The organism is Trinickia sp. (assembly GCF_051961175.1).
GTDB lineage: Bacteria > Pseudomonadota > Gammaproteobacteria > Burkholderiales > Burkholderiaceae > Trinickia.
This window is the reverse complement of sequence record NZ_JBQCDN010000072.1, coordinates 1-16,370: the sequence shown is the minus strand read 5'-3', so window position 1 is coordinate 16,370 and position 16,370 is coordinate 1. Positions and strand designations below refer to the sequence as shown.

The window sequence follows — 16,370 nt, the reverse complement described above, 5'->3', positions numbered from 1 at the left end:
CGGGACGAGGAGCACGTCATCGAACGTGAGTGCTTTTTGGATCAGACGCATGGCAAATCCTATAGGCGCAAAAGCGAATTATACGCGATACCTCCCTGCTTTTCACTGTGCGAACAGCAAGTTAGCGTTTTTTCTGGCCAGCGCGCACGCTCCCGTTTCGCTTTGCGGTTCGAGCCGTGTTCGCGCCGGTTTCGTTTCTCCGCGGCGCGCGTTCGTGGCGCCGGTCCCAAACCGCAGAGGAAAACGCAGCGAAAAAAAGGGACGCCATTCGACGCGGCAAGCGGCATGCCGACGATTGCAGAATCGAACAAGACGGAGGGGCAATGAGCCCATATCCTTTGCTCCGCTGGTGTCCCTAACCTGTTTCGAAGGAGAAAAGCATGTGGCGCGGGGTGATGTATGGGGTCATGGCGGGCGCGATATGGGGCACGGTCTTTCTCGTGCCCCGCCTGCTGCCCGATTTCGCACCGCTGCTCCTCGGCGCCGCGCGCTGCATGATGTACGGGCTCGTTTCCCTGATCGCTGCTGCCCCAATGGCACGCCGCCTCGCACGCAAGCTGACAACGCCCGATTTATGGGTGATTGGCAAGCTCGCATTGGTCGGCAATCTCGTTTACTACGTGTTTTTAACGGGCGGCGTGCATCGGGTCGGCATCGGCCCCACTTCACTGATCGTCGGCGTGCTGCCCGTGACCGTCACGCTGGCGGGGCGTCGAGACGCGGGTGCCGTCCCGCTCGACCGGCTGCGCTGGCCGCTGCTGCTCGTGGCGGCGGGGATTGCGTGCATCAACGTCGATGTATTCGCAGCCGCCCCTTCCCCGTCCGGTATGAACGGGATCTGGGAGAAGCTCGTCGGCGTGCTATGCGCCACGGGTGCGCTCGCCAGCTGGACATGGTTCGCCGTGGCAAACACCCGCTATTTGCGGCGCAACCCGCATTTCGACGGAAATGAATGGTCGGTGCTGCTGGGCCTGGCCACCGGCCTGTTCGGTGCCATCTTATGGGGCGTGTGCTCGCTCGCCCCCGCTGCCGCACACGCCGCGCCGCCCATGCAAAAACGCTGGCACACCTTCTGGCTCCTCAATCTGGGGCTCGCGGTGGGCGCTTCCTGGCTCGGCATGGGGCTGTGGAACGCAGCGTCAAAACGCGTTCCGCTCACGCTGTCGGGACAATTGATCGTCTTCGAGACGCTATTCGCGCTGCTGTACGGATTCATCTACGACGTGCGGCTCCCGCGCCCGCTCGAAGCCGCAGCCATCACGCTGTTGCTCGCGGGCGTCATATGGTCCGTGCGGCGTCACGACGGCAGCGCCGGGCGCCCCGCGCCTATCGATAGTGCTCAGTTCAGCGCGAATCCTTAGACAGCCATTTGCGGCCCTCGATGGAGCCGGCGCGGCGCGTCTTGTCCACCCTGCGCTGGCGCGCCAGCTTCGGATCGACGATCAGCGGCCGATAGATTTCGACGCGATCAAGGTCGTTCAACGGCGCGTCCAGCGTCGTCAGCTTCCCGAAAATCCCGAGTTTTGCCGTGGCCGGATCGATTTCCGGATGCTTGCGGGTGATCTCGCTTGCGGCAATCGCGTCCCGGACGGTGGCGCCGCACGGCAGCGTCAGTGCAATGAGCGTCTGCTCATCCGCCCGCGCGTAGCAAACTTCGATGGAAAGCGATGTGTTCATGGCCGGCCGTAGCGCTCGTCGGCGCGCTTCACGAACGATTCGACGAACGTATTCGCGATGTGGTTGAACACCGGGCCGATGAGCTTTTCCAGGATCACGCTCGAAAATTCGTAGTGCAGCGCGAACTCGATCTTGCAGGCGTCCGTGCGCAACGGCGTGAAGCGCCAGTAACCCGTGAACTTGCGGAACGGGCCGTCGGCGAACTCCATGTCGATACGCGTCGGCCTGTCCTGCGTATTGTGCGTGGCAAAGTGCTGCTTGATGCCCTTGAAGTTGATGTCGATCCGCGCCTCCATCTCGTGCTCCTCCTGCCGGCGTATTTCGACACCTCCGCACCAAGGCAGGAAGTTGGGGTAGTCGGCCACGTCGGTGACGAGATCGAACATTCTCTCCGCCGAGTGGCGGATCAACACGGTTTTTTGGACATCTGCCATAAGAAGCACTGCGCGCGCGGCGAAAATGGAGCGAGCGTGGCGGGCTCGATGGGCGCCGCTTTGCTAAAATCGTGATTTTAAACGAGTTGGGCGCCGTCCATATCCATGAGCATCATCGACAACAGAAAAGCCTTCTTCGATTACTCCATCGAGGAACGCTACGAAGCGGGGCTCGTGCTCGAAGGATGGGAAGTCAAAGCACTGCGCGCGGGGCGTGGCCAGATCAAGGAAGGTTACGTCATCATCCGTGAAGGCGAGCTGTTCCTGATCGGCGCGCACATCAGCCCGCTGCCCGAAGCATCGACGCACATCAAGCCGGATCCGGTGCGCACGCGCAAGCTGCTGCTGCACGCCGACGAAATCAAGAAGCTGATCGGCAAAGTCGAGCAGCGCGGCTATACGCTCGTGCCACTGAACTTCCACTACAAAGGCGGCCGGGTCAAATGCGAAGTCGGGCTCGCCAAGGGCAAGAAGCTGCATGACAAGCGCGAAAGCGAAAAGAAGCGAGATTGGGAGCGCGAAAAGGCGCGCATCATGCGCTCGGCGCCCTGATTTTCTGGTTCAGGTGCCTGCTTATCGGCGGTAGTGGTCACGGCCGCTGGGGTGTCGGGGCTGGCTTCCGTCGAACGGCCTTCCCCCACCGGCCGCTAAGGCGTCTCCGGTTACCGCCCCACCGCGGGCTACGGCGCAGTACCCGTTTCCCGAACCAACGCGGCATAGCAGCGCCGCGCGTCCCGTTCAGCGCCCCTCCGGCCCCGCAGTACTCTTGCCTCGATTAACGATCGCAAGTGCCGAGGCCACCATCGAGCCCAGATCCGAGAGATTGCCCGGCACGATCAACGTGTTGCCCGCCTTGGCGAGATTGCCGAACGCGTTGACGTATTGCTCGGCCACCTTGAGGTTGACGGCATCCATGCCGCCCGTCGATTGAATCGCCTGGGCGATCTTCTGTATCGCCTGCGCGTTGGCCTCGGCCACGGCCAGGATTGCCGCCGCTTGCCCTTGCGCCTGGTTGATCGCCGCTTGTTTCTCGCCCTCGGACTTCTGGATTGCGGCTTCGCGCGCGCCCGAGGCGATGTTGATCTGCTCCTGTTTGCGCCCCTCCGACGCCGCGATCAAGGCACGCTTCTCGCGCTCCGCCGTAATCTGCGCCTGCATCGCGTGCAAGATCTCCTTAGGCGGCGTCAAGTCCTTGATTTCGTAGCGCAGCACCTTCACGCCCCAGCTCGATGCGGCTTCGTCCAACGCCGACACGACGCTATGGTTGATCAGATCGCGCTCCTCGAAGGTCTTGTCGAGCTCGAGCTTGCCGATGACGGAACGCAGCGTCGTTTGCGAAAGCTGTGTGATCGCCTGCACGTAATTGCTCGATCCGTACGAGGCTTTCATCGCATCGGTGACTTGGAAATAGAGCACCCCGTCCACTTGCAACTGAGTGTTGTCGCGCGTAATGCAGATTTGGCCTGGCACATCGAGCGGAATTTCCTTCAGCACATGGCGGTAGGCGACGCGATCGACAAACGGCAGCACAAGGTTGAGGCCCGGCACGAGCGTCGCGTGAAAACGGCCGAACCGCTCGACCACCCACGCATGTTGTTGCGGCACGATCTTGATCGTCTGGGCGACGATCACGATCACGATGATGAGCAGCACGCCCGCGATGATCGTCATGTCCATATTTACTCCTTCGTTGTTGACACCGTGCGATGCGACCGCGCCGATCCGCGCCCCTTCTCGACCAGGATGAGACGATTGGCCCGGACGGCCGCGATCTCGTAAAAGCGGGCATCCTCACGCTCCCCGGGCGCGAGTTCGACATCCCATTGGGCGCCTCGATACGGCACCCGCGCCTGCCCGTCCTGCCAAGCCGCCACTTCAACGGGCGCGCCGATATCCAGGACGACATCGGGATTGGCCGACGCATCGCGCCGCTGCCGGCGACGGCCAAGCGGCGAGCGCCGCAGGGCAAGAACGGCCGCAAGCGCCACGAGCGCGGCCCATACGCACTGCGAGGCGAGACTCGCGCCTTCCAGCTTCGCAATCGCCCCGGCGAGGAACCCTAGCGCGATCATCAGCAAATAGAACGTGCCCGTCAGCAGTTCGGCGACAATCAGCACCCCCGCACCGATCCACCAGAGAAAACCGTTCAGCGCCATTTTCGGTCTCCTAATGAAAACGCCCCGGATCTACCGGGGCGTTATAGCACGAAGCGAGGCCCGCCTGAGCGGCGGACCGATCGCTCGGACGCGTTACTTCGCAGCCTTCGCCAGCGCCTGCCACGTATCGATGATCGTGTCAGGATTCAGCGAGATCGAAGCGATGCCTTCGTCAGCCAGCCATTGCGCGAAATCGGGGTGATCCGACGGCCCTTGGCCGCAGATACCGACGTACTTGTTCATGCGGCGGCAGGTTTCGATAGCACGCTTGAGCAGGAACTTCACGGCTTCGTCGCGTTCGTCGAAATCGACAGCCAGCAATTCCATGCCCGAATCGCGATCGAGGCCGAGCGTGAGCTGCGTCAAATCGTTCGAACCGATCGAGAAGCCGTCGAAGTGCTGCAGGAACTGCTCGGCCAGAATCGCATTGGACGGCACTTCGCACATCATGATGAGACGCAGGCCCTTCTCGCCACGCTTCAAGCCGAACTTCTCGAGCAAGCCGACCACGCGCTCGGCCTGCTTCACCGTACGCACGAACGGCACCATGATCTCGACATTCGACAAGCCCATGTCCTCGCGCACGCGCTTGAGCGCCATGCACTCCATCTCGAACGCTTGCGCGAAATCCTGCGCGATGTAACGCGAGGCGCCGCGGAAGCCGAGCATCGGGTTTTCCTCGTCCGGCTCATAACGCGAGCCGCCGATGAGCTTCTTGTACTCGTTCGACTTGAAGTCCGACAGACGCACGATCACCGGGCGTGGATAGAACGCCGCCGCGATCGTCGCAATCCCTTCCGTAAGCTTGTCGACATAGAACGCACGCGGCGACGCATGCCCGCGCGCAACGCTTTCGACAGCCTTCTTCAAGTCCTGATCGATATTCGGGTACTCGAGAATCGCCTTCGGGTGAACGCCGATGTTGTTGTTGATGATGAACTCGAGCCGCGCGAGGCCAACACCCGCGTTCGGCAGCTGCGAGAAATCGAACGCGAGCTGCGGATTGCCGACGTTCATCATGATCTTGACGGGGATCGGCGGGAGCTCGCCGCGCGAGACTTCCGTCACTTCCGTTTCGAGCAGGCCATCGTAAATCTTGCCTTCGTCGCCTTCGGCACACGACACCGTCACGAGCGAACCGTCCTTCAGCACGTCCGTCGCATCGCCGCAGCCGACAACCGCCGGCACGCCGAGCTCACGCGCGATGATGGCCGCGTGGCAGGTGCGCCCGCCGCGGTTCGTGACGATCGCGGACGCGCGCTTCATCACGGGCTCCCAGTTCGGATCCGTCATGTCGGCCACCAGCACGTCGCCCGGCTGCACGCGTTCCATTTCCGACGGATCGTGAATCACGCGCACGCGGCCCGCGCCGATCTTCTGACCGATCGCCCGGCCCGTCGCCAGCACTTGCGACTGACCGCGCAGCTTGAAGCGCTGCTCGACCTTACCGGCAGCTTGGCTCTTCACCGTTTCGGGGCGCGCCTGCAAGATGAAAATCTTGCCGTCGCGGCCGTCCTTGCCCCACTCGATGTCCATCGGACGCTCGTAGTGCTTTTCGATGATGACGGCGTATTTGGCGAGTTCGATCACGTCTTCGTCCGTGATCGAGAAGCGATTGCGCTGCTCGTGCGAGACGTCGATCGTCTTCACGCGGCCCGGCTCGCCCGGCTGCGTGAATTCCATCTTGATCAGCTTGGAACCGATCGAGCGGCGGATGATCGGGTACTTGCCTTGTTCGAGCGTCGTCTTGAAAACGTAGAACTCGTCCGGATTCACCGCCCCTTGCACCACCGTTTCGCCCAGGCCGTAGCTCGACGTGATGAACACGGCGTCCTTGAAGCCCGATTCGGTATCGAGGGTGAACATGACGCCGGCCGCGCCGACATCGGAACGCACCATGCGCTGAACGCCGGCCGAAAGCGCGACTTCGGCGTGCGTAAAGCCTTTATGGACGCGGTAAGAAATCGCGCGATCGTTATAGAGCGACGCGAACACGTGCTTCATGCGATCGAGGACGTCGTCGATGCCGACCACGTTCAGATAGCTTTCCTGCTGCCCCGCGAACGAAGCGTCGGGCAAATCCTCGGCCGTCGCCGACGAACGCACGGCGAACGAGAGCTCTTCGGGCGAGCTGGCTTTCAGCGTCTCGAATTGCGCGCGGATTTCGGCCTCGAGACGCGACTGCATCGGCGCCTCGACGATCCATTCGCGGATTTCCTTACCGGCGGCCGCCAGCGCTTTGACGTCGTCGACGTCGAGCGTTTCGAGCCGAGCGGCGATCCGTTCGGTCAGATTGTTGTGCTTGAGGAAATCGCGGAACGCGAGCGCGGTGGTGGCGAAGCCCGTGGGGACGCGCACACCTGCCTCAGCCAGTTGGCTGATCATCTCGCCGAGCGACGCATTCTTGCCGCCCACGATTTCTACATCTGTCATCCGTAGCTGTTCGAACGGAATTACATACGCCTGATCCTTCGTGATATTTGCTGCGTTAGTCATACAAGCCCCTAAGTGGAAAAAAATGCTCGGCTGCACGTGTGGGCTCGGTGCGCGCGGGCCATTGGAGCCCGGTGCGCAGCACGTACAACCTGTTGGAGAAACAATCGCCCGGCGCCGCCGATTGCAATTGCTTATCCAACAGGTTGCCGCTATTCTAACCTGCTTCTATCCTGCCGCTTGCTCTACCTACGACGGTGGGATGACAAAATGACGTCGCCGGCTCCGTTGCCCGCGAAAACGCGCCAAAATCGCGTGTCCTCCCGCAGCGCCCGCTGCTTTCGAAGCGTTTGCCGATGCCGCCTACCGTATTTATCGTCTCCGACGGAACTGGGATCACTGCCGAGACCTTCGCGCACTCGATCCTCTCTCAGTTCGACCAAAAATTTCGCCTGGTACGGGTTCCGTTCGTCGATTCCGTCGATAAAGCCTACGCGACGATCGAAAAAATCGCCGAATCGGCCGAACTCGACGGACGCCGTCCGATCGTCTTCACGACGCTCGTCGATAGCGCGTCGAACGCTATCGTCAAGAACTCCAACGCGCTCGTGCTCGACATCTTCCAGCAATTCGTCGAACCGCTGGAGCAAGAGCTCGAAATGAAATCGACCCACGCGATCGGGCGTGGGCACCAGAACGCGGACACCGACGAGTACAAGACGCGGATCGAAGCGATCAATTTCTCGCTCGCGCACGACGATGGTCAGTCAAACCGCAATCTGGCCGATGCGGATGTGATTTTGGTCGGCGTTTCGCGCAGCGGCAAAACGCCGACGAGCCTGTATCTCGCGATGCAATACGGCGTGAAGGCGGCCAACTATCCGTTGATCCCGGAAGATTTCGAGCGCGGCAAGCTCCCCACGCCGCTCATCGCTCATCGCGAGAAGCTGTTCGGGCTGTCGATCGATCCGCAGCGGCTCTCGGAAATCCGCAACGAACGGCGCCCCGGCAGCAAATACGCGGCGCCGGAAAACTGCCGCTATGAAATCAACGAAGCCGAAGCGCTGATGCGGCGCGAAGGGATCAAGTGGTTATCGTCGACGCACAAGTCGATCGAGGAAATCGCCACCACGATCCTGCAGGAAATCAAGCTCGATCGGCCGACTTATTGAGGTCCGACAAGTCAGCCTCATGGGCGGATGCGCCAGCACGACAGAGGTTGGGAAGGCCATCACATCGGTCAATACCTGACTGCCGATTAAATAATCGAGGCCGCGCGTAGCCATGCCACTCGCGCGCCTGCGCATGCCGTCAACGGCGCGGCCCGCGCTGTTGACGGCACTGCTCGAACAAGCAGATTGCGGCAGCGGCTGCCACGTTCAGGGACTCCATGCCACCTGGCTGCGGAATCGTCAGACGATGCGCAACGGCCGTGTGCCAAGCCTCGGATACCCCCGCCCCTTCGTTCCCAAAAACCCACGCGATGGGTCCCGACAAATCGCAGTCGTAGATCGCCTGCGACGTGTGGGAATCGGTCATGGCGGCGGGTATCGCCAAGCGCTCGATCAACTCCGCCGCCGGGACGTCTTCGAAAACGTCGAGCAGAAAATGCGCGCCCATCGCCGAGCGCAACACCTTCGACGACCACGCGTAAGCCGTACCCGGGGCGCAGAACACCCGCTTCACCCCGGCTGCCGCAGCGCTGCGCAAAATCGACCCGACGTTGCCCGCATCTTGAACGCCGTCGAGCACGACGCAACCCGTATCGACACGCTCGGGCAGCGCGGCGCCGAGTTTACGCACGACCAGAAGCATGCCGACGCCGTGGACCACGTTGGACAACTGCCCGAACAGCGCATCGGGCAAGACGACGACACGCTGCGCTTCGACGCGCGCGACGATGGCCTGGGCCTCGTCATGCTGCAACGCCCCTTCCGTGACGATGCACGTTTCGGGCTGGCCCGCCACGTCCAGGTAGGCGGCGGCAAGATGAAAACCTTCGAGCAGCGCCTGGCCACCCTTTTTCTGCTGATGGGTGGAAGCGGCCAGCGCCTTCAGGCGCTTATACAGCGGGTTGTCGCGCGAAGTGATCGCTTTCACGAAATTGAGCTGAGTGGGCTAAAAAGGACGAGCCGGAGGGCCGGCAAACGGTGAAGCGTCGAATCGAATCGGCCAGCAACGCGCGTGGACTATTGGTCGGCACCCGCACCGGCTGCGCCCGTCTCGAATGGGTCGTCAGACAGCATGGCCTCGCCGAATGCGTCATCGCCGAACTCGTCGACCGGTATCACGGACACACTCGTGTTCGCGGCCAGCGTCACCGTCACGCCAAGGCGCGCGTACGCTGCCCGCACAGGCGCGAACGAACGCCGATGATGCTCGCACGGCCCATGCGCGGCCAGCGCAGCCAAATGCTGCGGCGTGCCGTAGCCGGCGTGTGCGTCGAAACCATACACCGGAAAGCGTTCATGCAGTTCGACCAGCATGCGGTCGCGCGTGACCTTCGCCAAGATCGACGCCGCGGAAATGGCCGGCACCAGGGCATCGCCGCCGATCACCGCTTCGCTGCGCACAGATAGCTGCGGGCAGCGGTTGCCATCGATGCGGGCCAATGTCGGTGTCAGCGACAGACCTTCGACCGCACGTTTCATCGCCAGCATCGTCGCATGCAAGATGTTGAGCTGGTCGATCTCTTCGACACTCGCGGAAGCCACGCAATAGGCGAGCGAGCGCTCGACGATCTTCTCGTATAGCGCTTCGCGCGTCTTGGCGCTCAATACCTTCGAATCGTCCAGCCCCCGAATGCGGCGCTTTGGATTCAAGATGACGGCAGCCGCGACGACGGGCCCCGCGAGCGGCCCTCGTCCGGCCTCGTCGACGCCGCACACGATGTCGAGCGGCGAATTGAAATCGAGCGCACCTTGCGACGATTGGGACGATTGGGACGATTGAGAAGAGCGTGGCGATTGCGGATGGGTCATGACCGCGGCTTCCTCGCTTCGATCACGCGTGCCACCGCCTCGGCTGCACGCTCGGCCGTGTTCTTGCGCAGCGTCAAATGCATCTGCGTGAAGACGTCAGTCAGCGTGCGCCGATTTGCCTCGTCGTGCAACTGGACAAGGGTGGCATCCGCCAGCGCTTCGGGCGTTGCGAAATGCTGCAGCAGCTCCGGAACCACGAAGCGCCCCGCCAGAATATTGGGGAGGCCGACGTACGGCAGGTACGCCTGCCGACGCATGATCTGCCCCGTCAGCCAAGGCACCTTGTATGAAATCACCATCGGCTTTTTGAGCAGCGCCGCTTCGAGCGTCACCGTACCGCTCTTGACGAGCACCGCATCGGCCGCCGTCATCGCGCGCTGCGCGTCGCCGTCGGTCAGCGTCAGCGCGAGTTCGGGATGCGCCGCCACGAGCGGCCGCAGGAGTTCGCGCAAGGCCGGTGTTGCCGCCGGCATCACGAATCTCAGGCTCGGCTCCCGCTGCTGCATGATGGCCATCGCCGCGAAGAACGTCGGGCCGATCAAGCCGATCTCGGAGCGCCGGCTGCCCGGCAATACCGCGATAACCGGGCCCGCCGCCGGCAGGCCCAATGCCGCCCGCGCACCGGCGACGTCCGGCTCCAATGGAATTTCGTCTGCGAGCGGATGGCCCACATAGGTGGCGGGGACGCCGGCCTTTTCGAGCAGGGCCGTCTCGAACGGAAACACGCAGAGCATGTGATCGACGGCCTTGACGATCGTCTTGATGCGGCCGCCGCGCCACGCCCATATCGACGGGCAAACGAAATGAACCGTGGGAATACGGGCGCCGCGCAACGCTTGCTCGAGCCCGAAATTGAAATCGGGGGCATCCACGCCGATGAACGCGTGCGGCGGCTCGGCCAGTAATTGGCGTTTCAGCTCGTTGCGGATGCCGAGGATCTCGGGGATATGGCGCAGCGCCTCGACATAGCCGCGCACGGCCAGCTTGTCCATCGGCCAATGGGCTTCGAAGCCCTGCGCCGCCATCCGGGGCCCGCCAATGCCGTAGTAATGCGTGCCCGCGGGCAACGCGCGCACCAGGCCGCCCAGCATCGACGCCGCGAGCAGGTCGCCCGAGGGCTCCCCGGCGACCATCGCGATGCGCAACGCATTCGATTGCAGCGTCATCGCTTAGCGGATGATGCCGCGCTGCGACGTTTCGATGAACGCAATCAGCTTGCGCACGGGCTCGTCGCCATCGCCGCCGGCGGAGGCCAGATCCGCCAGTTGAACCTTCGCCTCTTCGAGCGACAAGCCATTCTTGTACAGCAGCCGATACGCGCTGCGCAGCGCCGAAATGGCATCGGCCGAAAAGCCGCGCCGGCGCAGCCCTTCGACGTTGATGCCGTGCGGCTCGGCCTTGTTGCCCGCTGCAATGACGAACGGCGGGATGTCCTGGACGAGCGCCGAGGCACCGCCGAGCATCGAATGCTCGCCGATCTTCACGAACTGGTGAACGCCGGACATGCCACCGACGATCGCCCAATCGCCGACGATGACGTGCCCCGCCATCTGGGCGTTGCTCGACAAAATGACATGGTTGCCGACGTGGCAATCGTGTCCGACGTGGACATACGCCATGATCCAGTTGTCGTCGCCGAGTGTCGTCACGCCGCCGTCCTGCACGGTGCCCGTATGGATCGTCGTGAATTCGCGAATCGTGTTGCGATCGCCGATCTCGAGCCGCGTCGGCTCGCCCGGGTACTTCATGTCCTGCGGCCGGCCGCCGACGTTCGCGTAGTGGCCGATCCGGTTGTCGACGCCGATCTTCGTATGGCCTTCGATCACACTGTGCGAACCGACGCTCGTGCGATCGCCGATCTGGACATTCGCGCCGACGATCGCGTACGGCCCGATCTCGACGTCTTCGCCAAGCTGGGCGCCCGGCTCGATGATCGCGGTGGGATGAATCCTGCTCATGCGCTGTGGCCCTTCTCTATGCTCAGTTGCAACGTATCGGCCGCCTGGCTCACCTTCGCGCCGCCGCCCATGCCGCCATCCATGCCTATGGGGCGCGGCACAGCCTGCGCGACGACAGGTGACGCTGGCGTCGCCCGATTACTCGTTCGTGTGCTTGACCGTGCACATCAGGTCGGCCTCGGCGGCGGTCACGCCTTCGACTTCCGCACGTGCCTTGAATTTCCAGATGCCACGCATTTGGCGCTCGAACGTCACGTTGAGAATCAATTGATCGCCCGGTTCGACGACGCGCTTAAAGCGTGCCCCGTCAATGCCCACGAAGTAGTACAGCGTCGTTTTGGGATCGTGCGACTCCTCGGTGAACGTCAGCAACGCGGCCGTCTGCGCGAGCGCTTCGAGGATCAGCACACCCGGCATCACCGGACGTTGCGGAAAATGGCCCATGAAGTACGGTTCGTTGATCGACACGTTCTTCAATGCCTTGATGCTTTTATGCGGCTCGATCTCGAGCACCCTGTCCACGAGCAGGATCGGATAGCGATGCGGCAGCAGCGTGAGGATCTTATGGATGTCGAGATTGATTTTTTCAGTGCTCATGGTGTGTCTGCTCCACGCAATGGTCTCGCGCGGGTGATTGACTGCGGATGCTGATTACGGCGGCGGGCAGCCGCCTATCGGAGCGCCGCCTCGCTGTGCGGCCCCCGCCTTCTTAAGCGTTGCTCCCTCGGTCGGCAAGCGCGGCTTCCAGCGTTTTAATGCGCTCGCGCATCTTGTCCAGATTGCGCACGAGCGCCGCGCTCTTGTTCCATTCGGCGTGGCCGACGGCGGGGAATGCGCTCGTGTACATGCCCGGCTTGAGCAGCGACTTCGATACGCCCGACTTCGCCGTGACGATGACGAAATCGGCAAGCGTCACGTGCCCGGCAACCCCCACTGCCCCGCCGATCATGCAATGGCGGCCGATCGTCGTACTGCCCGCGATACCGGCGCAGCCGGCAATCACGGTGTACGCGCCGATCTTGCAGTTATGGCCGATCTGCACGAGGTTGTCGATTTTCACGCACTCCTCGATGATCGTATCGGCCATCGCGCCGCGATCGATCGTAGTGTTCGCGCCGATTTCCACATCGGCACCGATCGTGACACCGCCCACTTGCGGAATCTTCACCCAGCTGCCCGTGCGTGCTTCGCCTTCGCCCATGAAATCGGGCGCAAAGCCGAACCCATCGGATCCGATGACCGCCCCGGCATGCACGATGACGCGCGGCCCGATCTTGCACCCGTGATAGATCGTCACGTTCGGATACAAATGTGAATCTTCATCGACGCGCGTGCCCCGGCCGATCGTCACGTGCGCATCGATCCGTGCACGCGCGCCAATGACGGCGCCCGCCTCGATCACCACGTGCGGCCCGATGACGGCATCGGGCGCGACTTGAGCGGCCGGATCGATCACGGCGCTCGGATGGACGCCCGCGGGCACCTTCGGTGCCGCCAAATCGATGAACAGCTGCGCCACGCGCGCGAAATAAGCGTACGGGTTCGGCGTGACGATGAAACTACGTCCCTCGCGCGAGCCGAGCTTGGCCAGATCGCCCGGCGCGATCAGGACCGCGCCCGCCTGCGTTGTCTCGACCTGAGACAGATATTTGGGGTTGGCCAGGAACGCCAATTGATGTGGCTGGGCCTGATCGAGCGGCGCCAGACCCGCGACCTTCAAGGCCGCGTCGCCGATTACTTCGCCGCCGAAGCGCTGCGCGATCTGCTCGAGCGTCAATGCCATTCGCGTGCTACTCCGTCGTTCAATTGGTGGCGCTCGGGCTCGAGGCAGCCAGTGCCTTCAGGACCTGATCCGTGATATCGATACGCGGGCTCACGTAGACGGCTTCCTGCACGATCAAATCGTAGTGCTGTTGCTCGGCGATCTGCTTGATCACCTTGTTGGCGCGATCCAGCACGGCCGCCAGCTCTTCATTGCGACGCTGGTTCAAGTCTTCGCGGAATTCCCGCTGCTTACGCTGGAATTCGGTGTCGAGATTCGACAACTGGGTCTGCTTGGCCGCGCGATCCGCCTGCGACAGCGAGGCACCGTTCTTATCCAGCTGATCGGACAGCGTCTTCAGACGGCTCGCCATATCCTGCAGATCTTTGTCGCGCTTCGCGAATTCCGCCTCGAGCTTGACCTGAGCAGCCTTGGCCGCCGACGATTCACGCAGGATGCGATCCGAGTTGACCGCCGCGATGCGGGCCTCTTGGGCGTGCGCGACGCCGGCCACCAGCGCCCCCGTCAGCGCCACGGCCCCCATTACGCGCCTGAAAAACGTACCGGTTTGCAAAATCTTCCTCTCGATGCTGGACAGGGTGCGACGCGCCGTTAGAACGCCGTCCCGATCTGGAATTGGAATTTCTGGTATTGGTCGCCCGTGTGCTTCTGGAGCGGGAAACCCAAGCTCAGCTTGAGCGGGCCGATCGGCGAAATCCACGCGAGACCCAAACCGTAGCCGTAGCGCAAGCCGTTGGCGCCGGTGGTGGTTGCACCGCTCGTACCCGTTCCCCAGACGTTACCGCCGTCGAAGAACGTGAACACGCGCAGCGTGCGGTCATAGCCGGTACCCGGCAGCGGGAACGTCACTTCGATGTTGCCGACGACCATCTTCGAACCGCCGATCGGATCACCCGTCGAGCTGTCGCGCGGACCGAGCGAGCTCGGCTCGTAACCCCGCACGGAGCCGATACCGCCCGCGAAGTAGTTCTTGAAGATCGGGAACGGCTTGCCGCCCATTCCGTTGCCGTAGCCGCCCTGGAAGTTCAGCCCGAGCACGAAACCGCGCGCGAACGAATAGTAGTACTGAGCTTGCAAATCGGCCTTGTAGTACTGCGTCGCGCCGATCGGCGAACCATATTCGGCGTTCGCCTGCGTGAAATAGCCGCGGCTCGGTACCAGTGCGCTGTCGCGCGCGTCGCGCGACCAGCCGACCGTCAACGGTATGTTGTTGGAGACGCGGCCGAAATCATTCACGTAATCGCGGTAGACCTGCGGCGTCGCGCTGTCGACGTCGAGGCGGTTCTGCTCGAAGCCGGCGCCGAAATACACGGTGTCGACTTCGGAGAACGGAATCCCGAACTTCAGATCGCCACCGGCCGTGATGATACGGAAGCTCGAATTTGTCGAGTAGTACAACGGCTGCGTCGTCCGGTAATACACATCGGTGATCCGCTTGATGCCGTCGACGGTGAAGTACGGATCCACCTGGGTGACCGTCAGCGTTCGATACGAGCGCGCCGTATTCACGTTCACCGAAAGGCTCGTGCCCGAACCGAATACGTTGTCCTGCGAAACGCCCGCCGAGAGCACGACTTTGTCCGTCGACGAAAAACCCGCACCGAGCGTGATCGCGCCCGTCGGCTTTTCCTTGACCTTGACGTCGACGTCGACTTGATCGGACGTGCCGGGCACCGGCGTCGTCGTGACATCGACATCCGTGAAGTAGCCGAGGCGGTTGACGCGATCTTTGGACAGCGCAAGGCGGCTCGAGTCGAACCAGGAGCTCTCGAGCTGGCGCATTTCTCGACGGACGACTTCATCGCGCGTGCGCGTGTTGCCCGTGACGTTGATGTGGCGAACGTAGACGCGCCGGCTCGGATCGACTTGCAGCGTCAAATCGACCTTGTGATGCACCTGGTCGATCTGGGGCTGCGCATTGACCGTCGCGAACGCGTAGCCGTACTCGCCGAGCTTGTCGACGATCGCTTTCGTCGTCGCTTGCAGCTTTTCAGCCGAGAAACGCTGGCCGGGCTTGATCGTAATGAGCTTTTGCAGTTCCGGGCCGCGATCGAGCAGATTGCCCGCGAGCTGGACGCCCGATATCGTGTACGGCTCGCCTTCATGCACCGTCAGCGTCAGGTACATGTCCTTCTTGTCAGGCGAAATCGAGACCTGGGTGGACTCGATATTGAATTCGAGGTAGCCGCGATTCAAATAGTACGACCGGACGTTTTCCAGGTCGGTCGTGAGCTTATCCTTCGAATACAGATCGTTCTTCGTGTACCACGAGAACCAGTTCGGCGTGGACAACTGCATCTCGTCGCGCAGGGTGCTCGTGCTGAACGCCTTGTTGCCGATGAAGTTGACCTGACGAATCTTCGCGCTTGGGCCTTCGTTCACCGAGAACAGGATCGACACGCGGCTGCTGTCGATCGGCGTGACCGTTGTCGTGACCTCGGCGGCATAGAAGCCTCGGGTCAGATATTGGCGCTTGAGCTCTTGCTCCGAGCGATCGACGAGCGACTTATCGTAGTAGCGCCCGGGCGACAGGCCGACGCTCTTCAGCGCCTTCGTGAGCGCTTCCTTGTCGAATTCGTGCAAGCCCGAAAAATCGATCTCGCCGATGGCCGGGCGTTCCGCCACGTCGACGATCACGACATTGCCTTCCGTTGCGATGCGCACATCGCTGAAGAAGCCCGTGGCGTACAGCGCGCGAATCGCTTCCGACGCCTTGTCGTCCGTGAACGTATCGCCCCGTTTGATCGGCAGGTAGGAGAACACCGTGCCGGGCTCGACCCGTTGCAAGCCCTGGATCCGGATGTCTTGCACCACGAAAGGCGCCGTCGCCGCATGAGCGGCGACCCCTTGAGCGGCAAGCGCCGCGACCGCAACCGTCTTAGGAACAAAGCGATGAGGTTTGAACAACGTGCATCCCCAGAGTTTTTAGCTGCATCTGTCCGTCGCGG

Annotated in this window: 17 protein-coding genes; 4 read left to right on the top strand and 13 right to left on the bottom strand. The window is 62.5% G+C overall.

What is annotated here, in order from left to right:
* Together ACTHL0_RS03980 and ACTHL0_RS03975 are read left to right on the top strand one after the other, a co-directional pair.
* A partial coding sequence (locus ACTHL0_RS03980; RefSeq protein WP_440565290.1) for a hypothetical protein occupies positions 1-327 on the top strand: 327 nt, incomplete at its 5' end.
* Positions 328-380: 53 nt separating this feature from the next.
* Positions 381-1,361, top strand: coding sequence for a DMT family transporter (locus ACTHL0_RS03975; protein ID WP_440565289.1), 981 nt, complete (start codon positions 381-383; stop codon positions 1,359-1,361).
* On the opposite strand, the gene ACTHL0_RS03970 is transcribed toward ACTHL0_RS03975, so the two are convergent.
* Positions 1,345-1,677: an RnfH family protein gene (locus tag ACTHL0_RS03970; protein ID WP_440565288.1), complete on the bottom strand. Its 333-nt coding sequence runs from the start codon at positions 1,675-1,677 to the stop codon at positions 1,345-1,347. The two genes, ACTHL0_RS03975 and ACTHL0_RS03970, sit on opposite strands and share 17 nt — an antisense overlap.
* Positions 1,674-2,111: a type II toxin-antitoxin system RatA family toxin gene (locus ACTHL0_RS03965; RefSeq protein ID WP_440565287.1), complete on the bottom strand. Its 438-nt coding sequence runs from the start codon at positions 2,109-2,111 to the stop codon at positions 1,674-1,676. Before ACTHL0_RS03965 ends, ACTHL0_RS03970 begins: the two co-directional genes overlap by 4 nt.
* 105 nt (positions 2,112-2,216) lie before the next feature.
* Here ACTHL0_RS03965 and smpB point away from each other — a divergent pair, with 105 nt between their 5' ends.
* On the top strand, positions 2,217-2,663 hold the full coding sequence (gene smpB, locus ACTHL0_RS03960) for an SsrA-binding protein SmpB (protein ID WP_440535745.1): 447 nt from the start codon (positions 2,217-2,219) through the stop codon (positions 2,661-2,663).
* 186 nt (positions 2,664-2,849) lie between these two features.
* Here smpB and ACTHL0_RS03955 read toward each other — a convergent pair whose 3' ends face one another.
* The 3 genes from ACTHL0_RS03955 to ppsA form a co-directional block, all read right to left on the bottom strand.
* Positions 2,850-3,788 carry an SPFH domain-containing protein gene (locus tag ACTHL0_RS03955; RefSeq protein WP_440565286.1) on the bottom strand — a complete coding sequence of 313 codons (939 nt, stop codon included), beginning with the start codon at positions 3,786-3,788 and terminating at the stop codon, positions 2,850-2,852.
* Between the two features lie 2 nt (positions 3,789-3,790).
* Positions 3,791-4,267 (bottom strand): NfeD family protein, encoded by a 477-nt coding sequence (locus tag ACTHL0_RS03950; RefSeq protein ID WP_440565285.1) that lies wholly within the window; start codon positions 4,265-4,267, stop codon positions 3,791-3,793.
* A 93-nt stretch (positions 4,268-4,360) separates the two neighbouring features.
* On the bottom strand, positions 4,361-6,763 hold the full coding sequence (gene ppsA, locus ACTHL0_RS03945; protein WP_440565284.1) for a phosphoenolpyruvate synthase: 2,403 nt from the start codon (positions 6,761-6,763) through the stop codon (positions 4,361-4,363).
* A 293-nt stretch (positions 6,764-7,056) separates the two neighbouring features.
* On the opposite strand from ppsA, the gene ppsR reads away from it, so the two are divergent.
* On the top strand, positions 7,057-7,872 hold the full coding sequence (gene ppsR / locus ACTHL0_RS03940) for a posphoenolpyruvate synthetase regulatory kinase/phosphorylase PpsR (RefSeq protein WP_116137323.1): 816 nt from the start codon (positions 7,057-7,059) through the stop codon (positions 7,870-7,872).
* Between the two features lie 139 nt (positions 7,873-8,011).
* Here ppsR and ACTHL0_RS03935 read toward each other — a convergent pair whose 3' ends face one another.
* The 8 genes from ACTHL0_RS03935 to bamA all read right to left on the bottom strand — a co-directional run bounded on the left by ACTHL0_RS03935 (position 8,012) and on the right by bamA (position 16,329).
* Complete coding sequence (locus tag ACTHL0_RS03935; RefSeq protein ID WP_440565283.1) at positions 8,012-8,800, bottom strand: TrmH family RNA methyltransferase; 789 nt, start codon at positions 8,798-8,800, stop codon at positions 8,012-8,014.
* A gap of 89 nt (positions 8,801-8,889) precedes the next feature.
* Positions 8,890-9,681 (bottom strand): ribonuclease HII, encoded by a 792-nt coding sequence (gene rnhB, locus ACTHL0_RS03930; RefSeq protein ID WP_440565282.1) that lies wholly within the window; start codon positions 9,679-9,681, stop codon positions 8,890-8,892.
* Entirely contained in the window at positions 9,678-10,847 is a 1,170-nt protein-coding gene (lpxB, locus tag ACTHL0_RS03925; RefSeq protein ID WP_440565281.1) for a lipid-A-disaccharide synthase, read from the bottom strand. Before lpxB ends, rnhB begins: the two co-directional genes overlap by 4 nt.
* Before the next feature lie 3 nt (positions 10,848-10,850).
* Complete coding sequence (gene lpxA, locus ACTHL0_RS03920) at positions 10,851-11,639, bottom strand: acyl-ACP--UDP-N-acetylglucosamine O-acyltransferase (protein WP_440565280.1); 789 nt, start codon at positions 11,637-11,639, stop codon at positions 10,851-10,853.
* Positions 11,640-11,777: 138 nt separating this feature from the next.
* A complete protein-coding gene (gene fabZ / locus ACTHL0_RS03915) occupies positions 11,778-12,236 on the bottom strand; it encodes a 3-hydroxyacyl-ACP dehydratase FabZ (protein WP_440565279.1) in 459 nt (152 codons plus the stop codon).
* Between the two features lie 112 nt (positions 12,237-12,348).
* Positions 12,349-13,422 carry a UDP-3-O-(3-hydroxymyristoyl)glucosamine N-acyltransferase gene (gene lpxD / locus ACTHL0_RS03910; RefSeq protein ID WP_440565278.1) on the bottom strand — a complete coding sequence of 358 codons (1,074 nt, stop codon included), beginning with the start codon at positions 13,420-13,422 and terminating at the stop codon, positions 12,349-12,351.
* Positions 13,423-13,441: 19 nt separating this feature from the next.
* On the bottom strand, positions 13,442-13,975 hold the full coding sequence (locus tag ACTHL0_RS03905) for an OmpH family outer membrane protein (protein WP_440565277.1): 534 nt from the start codon (positions 13,973-13,975) through the stop codon (positions 13,442-13,444).
* 38 nt (positions 13,976-14,013) lie between these two features.
* Positions 14,014-16,329 carry an outer membrane protein assembly factor BamA gene (bamA, locus tag ACTHL0_RS03900; RefSeq protein WP_440565276.1) on the bottom strand — a complete coding sequence of 772 codons (2,316 nt, stop codon included), beginning with the start codon at positions 16,327-16,329 and terminating at the stop codon, positions 14,014-14,016.
* Positions 16,330-16,370 lie beyond the last annotated feature (41 nt).

What these genes read in the sequence shown, in the direction of transcription:
- rnhB (WP_440565282.1), bottom strand. Translation starts at nt 9,681, where the DNA reads ATGACCCATCCGCAATCGCCACGCTCTTCTCAATCGTCCCAATCGTCC.
- ppsR (WP_116137323.1), top strand. Translation starts at nt 7,057, where the DNA reads ATGCCGCCTACCGTATTTATCGTCTCCGACGGAACTGGGATCACTGCC.
- lpxD (WP_440565278.1), bottom strand. Translation starts at nt 13,422, where the DNA reads ATGGCATTGACGCTCGAGCAGATCGCGCAGCGCTTCGGCGGCGAAGTA.
- lpxB (WP_440565281.1), bottom strand. Translation starts at nt 10,847, where the DNA reads ATGACGCTGCAATCGAATGCGTTGCGCATCGCGATGGTCGCCGGGGAG.
- ppsA (WP_440565284.1), bottom strand. Translation starts at nt 6,763, where the DNA reads ATGACTAACGCAGCAAATATCACGAAGGATCAGGCGTATGTAATTCCG.
- ACTHL0_RS03970 (WP_440565288.1), bottom strand. Translation starts at nt 1,677, where the DNA reads ATGAACACATCGCTTTCCATCGAAGTTTGCTACGCGCGGGCGGATGAG.
- ACTHL0_RS03965 (WP_440565287.1), bottom strand. Translation starts at nt 2,111, where the DNA reads ATGGCAGATGTCCAAAAAACCGTGTTGATCCGCCACTCGGCGGAGAGA.
- ACTHL0_RS03975 (WP_440565289.1), top strand. Translation starts at nt 381, where the DNA reads ATGTGGCGCGGGGTGATGTATGGGGTCATGGCGGGCGCGATATGGGGC.
- ACTHL0_RS03950 (WP_440565285.1), bottom strand. Translation starts at nt 4,267, where the DNA reads ATGGCGCTGAACGGTTTTCTCTGGTGGATCGGTGCGGGGGTGCTGATT.
- smpB (WP_440535745.1), top strand. Translation starts at nt 2,217, where the DNA reads ATGAGCATCATCGACAACAGAAAAGCCTTCTTCGATTACTCCATCGAG.
- fabZ (WP_440565279.1), bottom strand. Translation starts at nt 12,236, where the DNA reads ATGAGCACTGAAAAAATCAATCTCGACATCCATAAGATCCTCACGCTG.
- lpxA (WP_440565280.1), bottom strand. Translation starts at nt 11,639, where the DNA reads ATGAGCAGGATTCATCCCACCGCGATCATCGAGCCGGGCGCCCAGCTT.
- ACTHL0_RS03955 (WP_440565286.1), bottom strand. Translation starts at nt 3,788, where the DNA reads ATGGACATGACGATCATCGCGGGCGTGCTGCTCATCATCGTGATCGTG.